Below are 15,066 nucleotides of genomic sequence, written 5' to 3' on the forward strand. Positions count from 1 at the left end.
CACTGACAATCGGCCCTGCCCGGGAGTCCGTGCAGGTCAGAGCGATTGTCAGTGGCGTGGTGCACGGTGGATGCCAGATCCGAACCGGCCGAGCTGGAGGGGGCCTCAGCCATGTCTGTGTCCGTGGAAGCGACGTCCGTCGAAGTGGCGTCCGGCGAAGCGAGCGGGAGCGAGGGGACGGCGAGCGTGGACAAGGCGACGGCGAGCGGAAGCAGGGATCCGCAGGCGCTGCGACCGCACGCCGAGCACGCCTTCGCGGCCGAACTCGCCGCGCTCGCCCGGCAGGACGACCGCCCGCGCCCGGCCCGCTGGAAGCTCTCGCCGTGGGCGGTGGCGACGTACCTGCTCGGCGGCACCCTGCCGGACGGCACGGCGATCACACCGAAGTACGTGGGCCCGCGCCGCATCGTCGAGGTCGCCGTCACCACGCTCGCCACCGACCGTGCCCTGCTCCTGCTCGGCGTCCCCGGCACCGCCAAGACCTGGGTCTCCGAGCATCTCGCGGCCGCGGTCAGCGGAGACTCCACCCTGCTGGTCCAGGGCACGGCGGGCACCCCGGAGGAGGCGATCCGGTACGGCTGGAACTACGCCCGTCTGCTCGCGCACGGCCCGAGCCGTGACGCCCTCGTGCCCAGCCCCGTCATGCGCGCCATGGCCGAGGGCATGACGGCGCGCGTCGAGGAGCTGACCCGCATCCCGGCCGACGTGCAGGACACGCTGATCACGATCCTGTCCGAGAAGACGCTGCCCGTCCCCGAGTTGGGCGAGGAGGTCCAGGCGGTCCGCGGCTTCAATCTCATCGCCACCGCCAACGACCGTGACAGAGGCGTCAACGACCTCTCCAGCGCCCTGCGCCGCCGCTTCAACACCGTGGTGCTGCCGCTGCCGGAGAGCGCCGAGGCGGAGGTCGACATCGTCACCCGCAGGGTCGGGCAGATCGGCCGCTCCCTCGATTTGCCGGCCGCGCCCGACGGCATCGAGGAGATCCGCCGTGTCGTGACGGTCTTCCGCGAGCTGCGCGACGGCGTGAGCGCCGACGGCCGCACGAAGCTGAAGTCACCGAGCGGCACGCTGTCCACGGCCGAGGCGATCTCCGTCGTCACGAGCGGCCTCGCCCTGTCCGCCCACTTCGGCGACGGCGTGCTGCGCCCGGGCGACGTCGCCGCCGGCATCCTCGGCGCGGTCGTCCGCGATCCGGCGGCCGACCGGGTCGTCTGGCAGGAGTACCTGGAGACGGTCGTCCGCGAGCGCGAGGGCTGGACGGACTTCTACCGCGCGTGCCGGGAGGTGAGCGCATGAACGACACACGCCGGCCCGGGGCCCACGACCCCGGCCCCCTCCTGCTCGGCGTGCGGCACCACGGGCCCGGCTCCGCGCGTGCGGTGCGGGCCGCGCTGGCCGCAGCCCGCCCCCGGGTCGTCCTCGTCGAGGGCCCGCCCGAGGCCGACGCGCTGATCCCGCTGGTCGCCGGCCCCGGCCTGCGGCCCCCGGTCGCCCTGCTCGCCCACGCCGTGGACGAGCCCGGCCGCTCGGCGTTCTGGCCGTTCGCCGAGTTCAGCCCCGAGTGGGTGGCGATCCGCTGGGCCCTGGAGCAGGGCGCCGCGGCCCGCTTCATCGACCTGCCGGCCACGCACACGCTCGCGTGGCAGGGGCGGGACGCGTCTGCCGATGGGACCGGGGAGGGGGAGGACCCGGCCGAGGCGGGCGGCGGGGAGAGCACGGGCGCCGCGGACAGCGAGGAGAACGCGGGCGCCGCGGGCGACAGGAGCGACTCGCAGGGCGTCGGCGACGCTCCCGGAGCCGGTGATCCGGCCCGCCGGGTCCGGGTCGATCCGCTCGCCGTGCTCGCCGGGGCCGCCGGGTATGACGATCCCGAGCGCTGGTGGGAGGACGTCGTTGAGCACCGCGGCCCGGGCGGGCGGGATCCCTTCGCGCCGTTCGCCGCGCTGGAGGACGCCATGGGCGCGCTGCGCGAGCGGTACGGCGCGGGCGGACACGCGCGTGACCTCGTGCGCGAGGCGCACATGCGGCTCCGACTGCGCGCCGCGCGCAAGGAGTTCGGGGACGACGTGGCGGTGGTCTGCGGGGCCTGGCACGTGCCCGCGCTGCGCGCGAAGACCACCGTCGCCGCCGACCGCGCCTTGCTGAAGGGGCTGCCCAAGGTCAGGACGGACCTGACCTGGGTGCCGTGGACGCACCGCAGGCTCGCCCGGGCCGGCGGCTACGGCGCGGGCATCGACGCGCCGGGCTGGTACGGCCATCTGTTCCACGCCCCCGACCGGCCGGTCGAGCGGTGGCTGACCAAGGTGGCGAGGCTGCTGCGTGAGGAGGACCGGATCGTCTCCTCCGCCCATGTCATCGAGGCCGTCCGGCTCGCCGAGACCCTGGCCGCGCTGCGCGGCCGCCCGCTGCCCGGGCTGAGCGAGACCACCGACGCCGTGCGCGCGGTGCTGGGCGACGGCTCCGAGGTGCCGCTGGCGCTGGTGCACGACCGGCTGGTCGTCGGGGACGCGCTGGGGGAGGTGCCGGAGGCGGCCCCGGCGGTGCCGCTCCAGCGCGACCTGGCCCGGCAGCAGCGCTCCCTCCGGCTCAAACCGGAGGCGCTGGAGCGGGAGTCGGAGCTGGACCTGCGCGGGGAGACGGACGCCGCCCGCAGCAGACTCCTGCACCGGCTGCGGCTGCTCGGCGTCGGCTGGGGCGAGCCCGTCCGGTCGCGGGGGAGCACGGGCACCTTCCGGGAGACCTGGCGGCTGCGCTGGGAGCCGGAGCTGTCGGTGCGGGTCGCCGAGGCGGGCGTGTGGGGGACGACGGTGCAGGGCGCCGCGCGGGCCAGGGCGGAGGCGGACGCGGAGGCCGCACGCGGCCTCGCCGAGGTCACCGCGCTCGCCGAGCAGTGCCTCCTCGCGGGGCTGCCGGAGGCCCTGCCGGTGGTCATGCGGGTGCTGGCCGACCGGGCCGCGCTCGACACCGACGTCGGCCGGCTCGCCGAGGCCCTGCCCGCGCTCGTCCGCTCGCTGCGTTACGGCGATGTGCGGGGCACCGACACCGGCGCGCTGGCCGGGGTCGCGGCGGGCCTCGCCGAGCGGATCTTCGTCGGCCTGCCCCCGGCCTGTGCCGCGCTCGACACGGACGCGGCGGAGGAGATGCGCGGGCATGTGGACGCCGTGCACGCGGCGGTGGGGCTGCTGGCGGAGACACCGGCCGCCAGGAGCACCGGCACGGGGAGCACCGGTGCGGGGAGCGGCGGCGCAGAGGACGGAGGGGGTGCCGGACCCGGCGGGCTGCGGGACCGGTGGCGGGCCGTGCTGCGGGCGTTGGCGCTGCGCGACACCGTGGCCGGTGTGCTGCGGGGCCGGGCGGTGCGGCTGCTGCTGGACGACGGCGTGCTGGGGCCCGAGGAGGCGGCGCGGCTGATGGGGTTCGCCCTGTCGCCGGGGACACCGCCCGCCGACGCGGCCGCCTGGATCGAGGGTTTCGTCGGCGGCGGGGGCGGGCTGCTGCTGGTGTACGACGAGCGGTTGCTCGGCCTGGTCGACGGCTGGCTGGCGGGGGTGCCGGCGGGGGCGTTCACGGACGTACTGCCGCTGCTGCGGCGCACGTTCGCGGCGTACGAGCCGGGAGTGCGCAGAACCCTCGGCGAGCTGCTCCGGCGTGGACCGAGCGAGCGGACCACCGGCCGGGCGGCAGGCCCGGGGACGGCACCGGGTTTCGCGCCCGAGCCGGACACCGAGCGCGCCGACGCCGTGCTCCCGGTGCTGCGACTGCTGCTCGGCCTGGAGGAGGACCAGGACGAGGAGCAGGACGAGGACCCGGGCCAGGGTCCGGGCCGGGATCTGCAGGGGCGGCCGAGGACGAAGACCGACGACAACAGCCTCGCGGGGGTGGGCACATGACGACCGAACCGATCATGACGACGACCGGCCCCGGCGTCGGCACGAGTGCCGCTGCCGGCATCGGCGACCCGGCGCAGGAGAGGCTGCGGCGATGGCGGTTGGTGCTCGGCGGGGAGCAGGCAGACGGGACCGGATGCGCGCTGTCCGGGCGGGACGCGGCGATGGACGGCGCGCTCGCCGCGCTCTACGGCAAGGGGAGCAAACCGCAGGCGGGGCGCGACCGTTCGGCCGGGCTCGGGGCCTCGGCGCCGTCGGTGGCGCGCTGGCTCGGCGACATCCGTCGCTACTTCCCGTCCTCCGTCGTCCAGGTCATGCAGCGCGACGCCATCGAGCGGCTCGGGCTCTCCGCCCTGCTGCTGGAGCCGGAGATGCTGGAGGCGGTGGAGGCCGACGTGCATCTGGTCGGCACGCTGCTGTCGCTCAACAAGGCGATGCCGGAGACGACGAAGGAGACGGCGCGGGCTGTCGTCCGCAAGGTCGTCGAGGACCTGGAGAAGCGGCTCGCGACCCGCACCCGGGCCACCCTCACCGGTGCCCTGGACCGCAGCGCCCGGGTCAGTCGCCCGCGTCACCGCGACATCGACTGGAACCGCACCATCGCGGCCAACCTCAAGCACTACCTGCCCGAGTACCGCACGGTCGTGCCGGAACGGCTCATCGGATACGGGCGGGCCGCGCGGTCGGTGAAGAAGGAGGTCGTGCTCTGCATCGACCAGTCCGGTTCGATGGCGGCGTCCGTGGTCTACGCGTCGGTGTTCGGAGCGGTGCTGGCCTCCATGCGGTCGATCAGCACCCGGCTGGTCGTCTTCGACACGGCGGTGGTCGATCTCACCGACCGGCTGGACGATCCGGTCGACGTCCTCTTCGGCACCCAGCTCGGCGGCGGCACGGACATCAACCGGGCGCTCGCCTACTGCCAGTCGCAGATCACCCGTCCCGCCGAGACGGTGGTCGTGCTGATCAGCGACCTCTACGAGGGCGGCATCCGCGACGAGATGCTCAAGCGGGTCGCGGCGATGAAGAGGTCCGGGGTGCAGTTCGTGGCGCTGCTCGCGCTCTCCGACGAGGGCGCACCGGCGTACGACCGGGAGCACGCGGCGGCGCTCGCCGCGCTCGGCGCACCGGCCTTCGCCTGCACGCCCGACCTGTTCCCCGAGGTGATGGCGGCGGCCCTGGAGAAGCGACCGCTGCCGATACCGGACACCGCGTGACAGGAAGAGCGAAAGGGGATATGGCTACCCATCGGTAACACAGGGCTTGCGCGGACTTGGGGGTGCCGTGAAGGATCGGTGGAGTCCCTGCCGTGCCGACCCGAGGACGTTAGTCTCCTTGACCTTCTCCGCCGCCCTCCTTGGAACCACCGTGCGTGTGCTGCGCACGGCGGCCGGGCGACGCGCGCTCCAACTGGCGCTGCTGGTCGGCGGGTTGTTCGTGCTGGGGTTCCTCTTCGGCGAGCAGGCGCACGCGGCCGACGGGACGGCGGCGCGGGGAACGGCGACGACATCCGTGACCTACGTGACGTCCGTATCGCCCCTGACGCCGTCGGACTCCGGGACGGCCGCGCAGCAGCATCCGGCGCGCACGGCCGGAAAGAACACCGTCACCTCTGCGCATGACGTGCACAACGGGCAAGGCGCACCGGGCGTGCAAGGCGTGCTGTCCACGGTGACGGGGACGGTGTCCACGGTGAACCGGACGGTGTCCACGGTCATCGGAACGGCGTCCACGGTCGTCCGGACCGTCGAGGGCGCGACCGGACGCGTCCTGCCGCCCTCCCTCCCGCTGCCGGACCCGGCGCACCCGGCGCCGAGCCCGCAGGGGCAGGGCGCGGGTACGGCGAGCCGGCCCGCGAGCCCCGTCGGTACGCCGGCCCCGGCGCACCCGCACCCGCACCACACCCGCACCGACGCCCGTGGCGCGGCCCCCGTGCCGGCGCCGTTCACCTCGTACGGTCCGGAGGCCGCCCCCCGGCCTGCGTACGCCCTGCACCCCGCGCGTACCGCCGGTTCCACCGTCGCCGTCGCCGGCCCCGGCCGTCCCGCGCCCGCCGGTACCCCGAACGGCGTACCGGGCAAGCAGGCGACCGACGGGACCGCGTCCCGTCACGCCGACGCGTATGCCGTCACCCTCGGTCACCATGCCTCTCTGCGGCTCGTGTCCGGCACCGCCGTGCGCACCGACGCGCCCCGCACCCGGGAACGGCACCGGGACATCCCCGTCTTTCCCGGCTAGATCCGTCCGCTCCTCCTCCGGGCCTCACCGGTCGCCGATGACCGATCACCGCCACCTGGTCGCCTCCGATCACCGGTGATCCGTCGCCGCTCGGTCGCTGACGCGTCACTGATCCATTGCCGATCCGTCTCTGATCCGTCACCGACCGGGACGCGCAGGGGCCCGACCCGCTTCCGTGAGGTGTCCGGACCCGGACGGCCGAATGCCGTCGGACCGTTCGGGCGGGGCCCCACGGGTGAGGCGGCCGGTCCCCATATGGGGTGGAGGCCGGTCGCCACGGTCCCGGAACCACCGGGGCCGGCCCAGAGGCCTCACCGGGCCAACCCCAGCCCGGTGAGGCCTCGCACATCGCGCCCTGGTGCGGCACGCCGTGCCACGGATCCCGGCATCATGTGACAGGTATCACCGCTCGTGTGTGACCCTCGATTTAGGGAGCCCCCGCGAGCGGGGATAACCTGCGAGACGGACATGCCGCGCGCTCGGACACCGTGTGCGCCTCCCTTGTGACAAGCGGACGTCACGTTGCCCTTCGCGGCACGCCCACGCATCCAACGAACCGCGAGATCACTGATAGGGACGGAAGCGCGTGGACCTGTTCGAGTACCAGGCGAGGGACCTCTTCGCCAAGCACGATGTACCGGTGCTGGCCGGTGAAGTCATCGACACGCCTGAGGCGGCCCGCGCAGCCACTGAGCGCCTGGGTGGCAAGTCCGTCGTCAAGGCTCAGGTGAAGGTCGGCGGCCGCGGCAAGGCCGGCGGCGTCAAGCTGGCCGCCTCCGTGGACGAGGCCGTCGAGCACGCGGGCAACATCCTCGGCATGGACATCAAGGGCCACACGGTCCACAAGGTCATGATCGCCGAGACCGCCCCGGAGATCGTCGAGGAGTACTACGTCTCCTTCCTCCTGGACCGTGCCAACCGCACCTTCCTCTCCATCGCCTCCGTCCAGGGCGGCATGGAGATCGAGGAGGTGGCGAAGGACACCCCGGAGGCCGTGGCCCAGACGCCGATCAACCCGATCGACGGTGTGACCCCGGAGAAGGCCCGCGAGATCGTCGAGGCCGCCAAGTTCCCGGCCGAGGTCGCGGACAAGGTCGCGGACGTCCTCGTCAAGCTGTGGGACACCTTCATCAAGGAGGACGCCCTCCTGGTCGAGGTCAACCCGCTGGCGAAGGTCGCCTCCGGCGACGTCATCGCCCTCGACGGCAAGGTGTCGCTCGACGACAACGCCGAGTTCCGTCACCCCGACTTCGAGGAGCTCCACGACAAGGCCGCGGCCAACCCGCTCGAGGCCGCTGCCAAGGAGAAGAACCTCAACTACGTCAAGCTCGACGGCGAGGTCGGCATCATCGGCAACGGCGCGGGTCTCGTCATGAGCACCCTGGACGTCGTCGCGTACGCCGGTGAGAACCACGGCAACGTGAAGCCCGCCAACTTCCTGGACATCGGCGGTGGCGCCTCCGCCCAGGTCATGGCGAACGGCCTGGAGATCATCCTCGGCGACCCGGACGTCAAGTCCGTGTTCGTCAACGTCTTCGGTGGCATCACCGCCTGTGACGAGGTCGCCAACGGCATCGTCCAGGCCCTGAAGCTCCTGGAGGACCGCGGCGAGAACGTCTCGAAGCCGCTCGTCGTCCGCCTCGACGGCAACAACGCCGAGCTGGGCCGCAAGATCCTCACGGACGCCAACCACCCGCTGGTGCAGCGCGTCGACACCATGGACGGCGCGGCCGACAAGGCCGCCGAGCTGGCCCACGCCGCCAAGTAAGCACTCAGGACGAGGACACCAACACACCATGGCTATCTGGCTCAACAAGGACAGCAAGGTCATCGTCCAGGGCATGACCGGCGCCACGGGCATGAAGCACACCAAGCTCATGCTCGGTGACGGCACCAACGTCGTGGGCGGCGTGAACCCGCGCAAGGCCGGTCAGAAGGTCGACTTCGACGGCACCGAGGTACCGGTCTTCGGTACGGTCGCCGAGGCGATCAAGGAGACCGGCGCGAACGTCTCCGTGATCTTCGTGCCGGAGAAGTTCACCAAGGACGCGGTCGTCGAGGCCATCGACGCCGAGATCCCGCTCGCCGTCGTGATCACCGAGGGCATCGCCGTGCACGACACGGCCGCCTTCTGGGCGTACGCCGGCAAGAAGGGCAACAAGACCCGCATCATCGGCCCGAACTGCCCCGGCATCATCACCCCGGGCCAGTCGAACGTCGGCATCATCCCGGGCGACATCACGAAGCCGGGCCGCATCGGCCTGGTCTCCAAGTCCGGCACGCTGACGTACCAGATGATGTACGAGCTGCGTGACATCGGCTTCTCGACGGCCGTGGGCATCGGCGGTGACCCGATCATCGGCACCACCCACATCGACGCCCTGGCCGCGTTCCAGGACGACCCCGAGACCGAGCTGATCGTGATGATCGGTGAGATCGGCGGCGACGCCGAGGAGCGCGCGGCCGCGTTCATCAAGGAGAACGTGACCAAGCCGGTCGTCGGCTACGTCGCGGGCTTCACGGCGCCCGAGGGCAAGACCATGGGCCACGCCGGCGCCATCGTCTCCGGCTCCTCCGGCACCGCGCAGGCCAAGAAGGAGGCCCTGGAGGCCGCGGGCGTCAAGGTCGGCAAGACCCCGACCGAGACGGCCAGGCTCGCCCGCGAGATCCTGGGCGGCTGACCTTCTCGGCGCAACACCGGTAGGCCCGTCCCCGTGCCGGGGGCGGGCCTACCGGTGTTTCTCCCACCGTCCCCACCGTCCCCACCGTCCCCGCTGTTCCTGGTGTTCCCGCTCGACCGGGTTCATCCGGCCAGCGGTACCACCCGCTCCGGCCCGCTGCGCTCCGACGTGCGCAGCAGCTTCGTCCGCAGGGCCTGCTGCGCCGGGGACAGCGGACCCGGCGCCACCCGGGGCGGCACGCCGTCCACGGCCTGCGCGGGAGCGATCGGCGCCTCGTAGTGCGTCGGGGCCGTCCGCAGCGTGAGCGCCGTCGCGCCGATGATCGCCACGGTGACGGTGATCGCCGCCCGGGTCCAGAAGGCGTTCCGGCGTTCGCTCACGGTCCGTACCGTGGCCGGCTTCGCGGCCCGCAGCCGTTCGGCCGAGGCCAGTTCGAGCAGTCGGCGGTGGAGGGTGCGGGGGTCGGCCAGTTCCGGGACGCGGTCCGCCACGGCCTGCCGGGCGTGGGTCAGCCGGCTGGCGGCCGCCGGGGTGCTGGCCTCCGTCTCCGCCGCCGTCTCCGGCAGGTCGAGCCCCACACCGTCGTAGAGCAGGAGGGTGCGCCGGTACGACGACGGCAGCCGCAGCAGGGCGTGCAGCAGCGCGCGGTCGGCCGGGTCGGCGGGCGGCGGCTCCGGGTGCCGGTGGCGGGGGCGGAAGCGGTGCCAGGGGGAGAGGGCGCAGTCGTACGCCACCGCCCGTACCCAGCCCGCCGGATCGCGGTCCCGGGCCACCTCGGGCCAACGCTGCCAGGCCAGTTGGAACGCCCGCTCCACCGCCTCACGGGCCAGCTCCCGGCGTCCGGTGAGCAGGTAGGTCTGGCGTACGAGGGCGGGGGCGCAGAACCCGTACAGCTCGTCGAAGGCCTGAGCGGGGGTCAGGGACTCGGGCGGGGAGGCGGGGGAGGGGACCCGGGGAAGCGTCGTCATCGTGCACCTTTCCGTACGAAAAGGAACATAAAAGTATATTGAGCGACACTACGAGGGTTCGCCTGTTACGACGGGGAAGCGCGTGTCGTTGGCAGCATGGCGGGCGTGACCCTGATGACCGCTCGCCGCCGACCGTCGCTGTCGACCCTGCTGACCCGGCTGCGCGACCGCTCGCCCGGACTGGCCGCGAGCCTTCTGGGCGGTGCCGTCGCCGCAGGGCTGGGGCTCGGCTCGCTCGCCGTGCTCGTGATGGGGCTGTGGGTCCTGTCGCCGTATCCCGACAGCGGTCCGGGCGGCGCGCTGCACGTCGCCGCCGCGCTGTGGCTGCTGGCGCACGGTGTCGAACTGGTCCGTACGGACACGCTCTCCGGCGCGCACCTGCCCGTGGGGGTGACCCCGCTGCTGCTGCTCGCGCTGCCGGTGTGGCTGGTCTACCGGGCGGCCCGGGACGGCGTGGACGCGCCCGCCGACTCCGACTGCGACTTCGACCTCCGCTGCGACGCCGACGCGCCGCCGCTGGTGCCCGCGCGCACGGTGTGGACGGGGGTGGTCCTCGGCTATCTCGCCGTCGGCTTCCCGGCCGCCCTGTACTGCGCGGGCGCGGAACTGCGGCCGTCGTGGCCGTGGGTGGCGATGTGTCTGCCGCTCGTCGTGGCGGTCACCGCGGCGGTGGGGGTGTGGACGGCGTACGGCCGTCCGCGTGAGCCCGTGCTGAAGGTGTGGCGGATGCTGCCGGGGCAGGTGCGGCGGCCGGTGTCCGGCACCGACGGGTGGCGGCGGCTGGGCACGGCCGTACGGGCCGCCGGTGCGGCGACGGCCGTGCTGCTCGGCGGCGGGGCGGCCCTGGTCGGGGCGTCGACGGTGTGGCACGGCGGGGCGGCGCGGGCGTCCTTCCTCCAGCTGACGGAGGGCTGGACCGGGCGGTGCGCCGTGCTGCTGCTCGGGGTCGCGCTGGTCCCCAACGCGGCGATGTGGGCGGCGTCGTACGCCCTCGGCCCCGGCTTCCTCCTCGGCGCCGGGCACCTGGTGCATCCCTTCGCCTCGCATCCGGCCCCGCTGCTGCCGCCGTTCCCGCTGCTGGCGGCGGTGCCCGACGCGGGGGCCGGGTCGCAGCTGAACTGGGCGGCGGGGGCGGTGCCGGTGGCGGCCGGGCTGACGGCGGGGTGGTTCGTGGCGCGGGGCGCGCTGGAGCGGCCGGCGCGGCAGGGGGAGCGGGCGGCGGCCCGCTGGTCGGCGGCTCGCACCGCCGGGGTGGTCCTGCTGACGGCGCTGGTCTGCGGGGCGGGCTGCATGCTCCTCGCCGAGCTGTCCGGTGGCCCGCTGGGCGTGGCGGCGCTGGCCCGCTTCGGGCCGGTGGGCTGGCGGACCGGGGGCGCGGCGGCGGTCTGGACGGCGGTGTTCGGGATGCCGGTGGCGCTGGTGGTCCGGGCGTGGCGGCTGCGGACGTGGTGGGTGCGGGGCGGGGCGATGCCGGCGCAGGACAGGGAGGGGGAGCAGACGGAGGCCGAGGAGCAGGGCCGGCAGGGTCGGGCCGAGGGGGAGGCCGCGTCCGGAGCCGGGCAGCAGGGGGCGCCCGAGACCAAGGACGACGCCGGGGGCAGAGGCAGGACCAAGGGCGCCGCCAAGGGCAAGGAGGCCGAGTCCGGGTCGGTCGGGCCCGGCGTCCCCGAGGAGGAGTTGTACGACTTCCTCCCGGCCGACGACCCGTATCCTCCGGGCTGGCACGACGATCTCGCGCGCACCTCCCGCTGGGCGGCCCTGCGCGAGACGGCCGTCCGGCGGGAAACGGGAGACGAGACGGCTGCCCGGCGGGAAACGGGAGACGAGACGGCCGTCCGGCGGGAAACGGCAGACGAGACCACCGGGCCCGAGGCGACCGCCGGGCCCGACGGCCCCGCACCGGATCCGGAGGACGTGCCCCCGCCTCCCCCCGCCGAAGCGCCCTGACCCAACTCGCGCCCCGCAGGGGGTACTTCAGCTGTTCCCGACCCCCAGCACCCCGCGCAGCTGCTGCGGCAGCAGGGTGTCGCAGGACTGCTTGGCCTCGTGGGTCAGGGCGTCGTTCACGCACGTGTAGTAGTCGCGGTAGACGAACTGGACGGTGAAGGTCGAGGCGACGAGCATCAGGGCCAGGGACGCCGTGACCAGGCCGCCCACCGCCGCCGTCACCTGGGGGCGGCCGGCACCGGGGGCCGGCGGGGTGTCCGGGCCCGGCGTGCGGGGCTTGGCGCGCAGGGCGCTGACGCCCCAGTACAGGGCCAGCACACCCAGGAGCAGGGCCACGTAAGGCCAGCTGAACAGGGCGAAGAAGACCGCCCACATCCCCGACAGGAGGGCGTAGCGAGCGCGGCGCTGGGCCGGGTCCGTCGGGTCCCAGCGCATGCCGCCGCCGGTCTGGCCGCCGCCGGGGCCCTGGGGGCCGCGGCCGGGACCGGGCCGCTCACCGAAGCCGCCGCCGGAGGAACGGCCGGGCTGCCGGTCGCTCCACTGGTTGCCCCACGGGGAGCCGCCCTCGGGGCCGCCGCTGCCGGAGCCGCGGCCGGAGTCGCCCGGGCCCGAACCCGGGGAGCCGGCGTGGTGCCGGGGCCGCCAGGGGTTGTCCGGGGTGCCCTCCGGGGGAGGGGCGAAGGGGTTGTCGTCCTGCTGCCCCGTGCCGTGGCCCTCGCCGTGCCCGTCGCCGTCCCGGCCTTCGCGCGGGGCCTGCGGCGGCGAGGACGGCCGCTCCCGCAGCAGCGCGGCGCCGCGCCCGCTCTCGCCTCCCCGGGCCGGGCGCGGAGTGAACGTGCGGAGTCGCAGGCTGCGATGGGGCATCAAGAGAGCGTCTTCCCCTGGGTGAATTCGGCTGTCCGACGTGAGCTTCCACCCCGGAAACGCATGGCACAGCGTGCGCGTTCCCGAGCAGGTTCCTCCCGAACGCTACCTTCCGGCCACGCCCCCGTCCCGAGGGGGCCGTCCAGTGTGCCGGTATCGTTGCTGGCGGTCGGCTGCTTCGTAGGGTTCCCCGTATCCAGGGGCGCGAAGCATTCGTACGAATGTACAAGACCGGGAAAAGCCGAACAGAACCGAGAAAGGGCCTCACCGTGGCCGCCACCCCCGCTGCCCCCGCGGTCAAGCGCCTCGTCGTGCTGGTCTCCGGATCCGGCACCAATCTTCAGGCGCTCCTCGACGAGATCGCGCGCACCGGAGCCGATCGGTACGGCGCCGAGATCGTCGCCGTGGGGGCCGACCGTGACGGCATCGAGGGGCTCGCCCGGGCCGAGCGTGCCGGGCTGCCGACCTTCGTGCGGAAGGTCAAGGACTACGGCACCCGGGACGAGTGGGACGCGGCGCTCGCCGAGGCCGTCGCCGCCCACGAGCCCGACCTCGTCGTCTCCGCCGGGTTCATGAAGATCGTCGGGAAGGAGTTCCTGGCGCGGTTCGGCGGGCGGTTCGTCAACACGCACCCCGCCCTGCTGCCCAGTTTCCCCGGGGCCCACGGCGTGCGCGACGCGCTCGCCTACGGCGCCAGGGTCACCGGCTGCACCGTCCACTTCGTCGACGACGGCGTCGACACCGGCCCGATCATCGCCCAGGGCGTGGTCGAGATCCGGGACGAGGACGACGAGAGCGCGCTGCACGAGCGCATCAAGGAAGTCGAGCGAAGGCTGCTCGTCGAGGTCGTGGGGCGCCTCGCCCGCAACGGCTATCGCATTGAGGGACGAAAGGTAGTTATCCAGTGACCGCCCAGACCAGCGACAGCAGCAGCAAGCGGGCCATCCGTCGCGCGCTCGTCAGCGTCTACGACAAGACCGGGCTGGAAGAGCTTGCGCGGGGGCTGCACGAGGCCGGCGTCCAGCTCGTCTCCACCGGGTCGACGGCCTCCCGGATCGCCGCCGCCGGCGTCCCCGTCACCAAGGTCGAGGAGCTGACCGGCTTCCCCGAGTGCCTGGACGGCCGGGTCAAGACCCTGCACCCGAAGGTGCACGCGGGCATCCTCGCCGACCTGCGGCTGGACAGCCACCGCGAGCAGCTCGCCGAGCTGGGTGTGGAGCCGTTCGACCTCGTCGTCGTCAACCTCTACCCGTTCCGCGAGACCGTCGCCTCGGGCGCGAGCGACGACGAGTGCGTGGAGCAGATCGACATCGGCGGCCCGTCGATGGTCCGCGCCGCCGCCAAGAACCACCCCTCCGTCACCGTGGTCACCAGCCCCGGGCGGTACGCCGACGTCCTCGCGGCCGTCAAGGACGGCGGCTTCGACCTCACCGCCCGCAAGCGGCTCGCCGCCGAGGCCTTCCAGCACACCGCGTCCTACGACGTGGCCGTCGCCTCGTGGTTCGCGCGCGGCTACGCCCCCGTCGACGAGTCGTCGTTCCCCGACTTCCTGGGCGCGACCTTCGCGCGCGAGAACACCCTGCGCTACGGCGAGAACCCGCACCAGCCGGCCGCCCTCTACGTCGACGGCAGGGGAGGCCTCGCCGCCGCCGAGCAGCTGCACGGCAAGGAGATGTCGTACAACAACTACACGGACACGGACGCCGCGCGCCGTGCCGCGTACGACCACGACGAGCCCTGCGTCGCGATCATCAAGCACGCCAACCCCTGCGGCATCGCGGTCGGTTCGGACGTCGCCGAGGCGCACCGGAAGGCGCACGCCTGCGACCCGGTCTCGGCCTACGGCGGTGTGATCGCCGTGAACCGTCCGGTCAGCAAGGAGATGGCCGAGCAGGTCGCGGACATCTTCACCGAGGTCATCGTCGCCCCGGACTACGAGGAGGGGGCCCTCGAAGCCCTCACCAAGAAGAAGAACATCCGCGTCCTGAAGGCCCCGAGCGCGCCCTGCAACCGGGTCGAGGCCAGGCAGATCGACGGCGGTGTCCTGCTCCAGGTCACCGACCGCCTCCAGGCCGACGGCGACGACCCCGCCAACTGGACGCTGGCGTCCGGCGAGGCACTGTCCCCCGAGGAGCTGGCGGACCTCGCCTTCGCCTGGAAGGCCTGCCGGGCCGTCAAGTCCAACGCCATCCTGCTCGCCAAGGACGGCGCCTCGGTCGGCGTCGGCATGGGGCAGGTCAACCGCGTGGACTCCTGCAAGCTCGCCGTCGAGCGGGCCGGTGCGGAGCGCGCGCGGGGCTCCTACGCCGCCTCCGACGCCTTCTTCCCCTTCCCCGACGGCCCCGAGATCCTGATCGGCGCGGGCGTCCGGGCGATCGTCCAGCCGGGCGGCTCGATCCGCGACGAGCAGGTGGTCGAGGCCGCGAAGAAGGCGGGCGTGACGATGTACTTCACGGGTACGCGTCACTTCTTCCACTGACA

At 73.6% G+C, this 15,066-nt stretch carries 11 protein-coding genes; 9 read left to right on the top strand and 2 right to left on the bottom strand.

Annotated features, from left to right (window positions below):
* The first annotated feature begins 111 nt into the window (after positions 1 to 111).
* The 6 genes from BIV23_RS14070 (at position 112) to sucD (ending at position 8,806) form a co-directional block, all read left to right on the top strand.
* A complete protein-coding gene (locus BIV23_RS14070) occupies positions 112 to 1,299 on the top strand; it encodes an ATP-binding protein (protein ID WP_177239889.1) in 1,188 nt (395 codons plus the stop codon).
* A complete protein-coding gene (locus BIV23_RS14075) occupies positions 1,296 to 3,893 on the top strand; it encodes a DUF5682 family protein (RefSeq protein WP_245790518.1) in 2,598 nt (865 codons plus the stop codon). Before BIV23_RS14070 ends, BIV23_RS14075 begins: the two co-directional genes overlap by 4 nt.
* A gap of 14 nt (positions 3,894 to 3,907) precedes the next feature.
* Complete coding sequence (locus tag BIV23_RS14080) at positions 3,908 to 5,104, top strand: VWA domain-containing protein (protein ID WP_071381358.1); 1,197 nt, start codon at positions 3,908 to 3,910, stop codon at positions 5,102 to 5,104.
* Between the two features lie 118 nt (positions 5,105 to 5,222).
* A complete protein-coding gene (locus BIV23_RS14085; RefSeq protein WP_071381153.1) occupies positions 5,223 to 6,125 on the top strand; it encodes a hypothetical protein in 903 nt (300 codons plus the stop codon).
* Between the two features lie 586 nt (positions 6,126 to 6,711).
* Positions 6,712 to 7,893: an ADP-forming succinate--CoA ligase subunit beta gene (gene sucC / locus BIV23_RS14090; protein ID WP_071381154.1), complete on the top strand. Its 1,182-nt coding sequence runs from the start codon at positions 6,712 to 6,714 to the stop codon at positions 7,891 to 7,893.
* A 28-nt stretch (positions 7,894 to 7,921) separates the two neighbouring features.
* Positions 7,922 to 8,806: a succinate--CoA ligase subunit alpha gene (gene sucD / locus BIV23_RS14095; RefSeq protein WP_071381155.1), complete on the top strand. Its 885-nt coding sequence runs from the start codon at positions 7,922 to 7,924 to the stop codon at positions 8,804 to 8,806.
* Positions 8,807 to 8,928: 122 nt separating this feature from the next.
* On the opposite strand, the gene BIV23_RS14100 is transcribed toward sucD, so the two are convergent.
* Positions 8,929 to 9,774, bottom strand: a complete 846-nt coding sequence (locus BIV23_RS14100) for an RNA polymerase sigma factor (RefSeq protein WP_071381156.1) — start codon at positions 9,772 to 9,774, stop codon at positions 8,929 to 8,931.
* Between the two features lie 96 nt (positions 9,775 to 9,870).
* Here BIV23_RS14100 and BIV23_RS14105 point away from each other — a divergent pair, with 96 nt between their 5' ends.
* Positions 9,871 to 11,721 (top strand): cell division protein PerM, encoded by a 1,851-nt coding sequence (locus tag BIV23_RS14105; protein WP_071381157.1) that lies wholly within the window; start codon positions 9,871 to 9,873, stop codon positions 11,719 to 11,721.
* Between the two features lie 27 nt (positions 11,722 to 11,748).
* Here the strand turns inward: BIV23_RS14105 and BIV23_RS14110 are convergent, their stop codons facing one another.
* Complete coding sequence (locus tag BIV23_RS14110) at positions 11,749 to 12,585, bottom strand: hypothetical protein (RefSeq protein WP_071381158.1); 837 nt, start codon at positions 12,583 to 12,585, stop codon at positions 11,749 to 11,751.
* A gap of 269 nt (positions 12,586 to 12,854) precedes the next feature.
* Here BIV23_RS14110 and purN point away from each other — a divergent pair, with 269 nt between their 5' ends.
* Entirely contained in the window at positions 12,855 to 13,493 is a 639-nt protein-coding gene (purN, locus tag BIV23_RS14115) for a phosphoribosylglycinamide formyltransferase (RefSeq protein ID WP_071381159.1), read from the top strand.
* Positions 13,490 to 15,064: a bifunctional phosphoribosylaminoimidazolecarboxamide formyltransferase/IMP cyclohydrolase gene (gene purH, locus BIV23_RS14120; protein ID WP_071381160.1), complete on the top strand. Its 1,575-nt coding sequence runs from the start codon at positions 13,490 to 13,492 to the stop codon at positions 15,062 to 15,064. The genes purN and purH overlap by 4 nt, the downstream gene beginning before the upstream one ends.
* Positions 15,065 to 15,066: the final 2 nt, after the last annotated feature.

It is taken from the genome of Streptomyces monashensis (assembly GCF_001866665.1).
Taxonomy (GTDB): domain Bacteria; phylum Actinomycetota; class Actinomycetes; order Streptomycetales; family Streptomycetaceae; genus Streptomyces; species Streptomyces monashensis.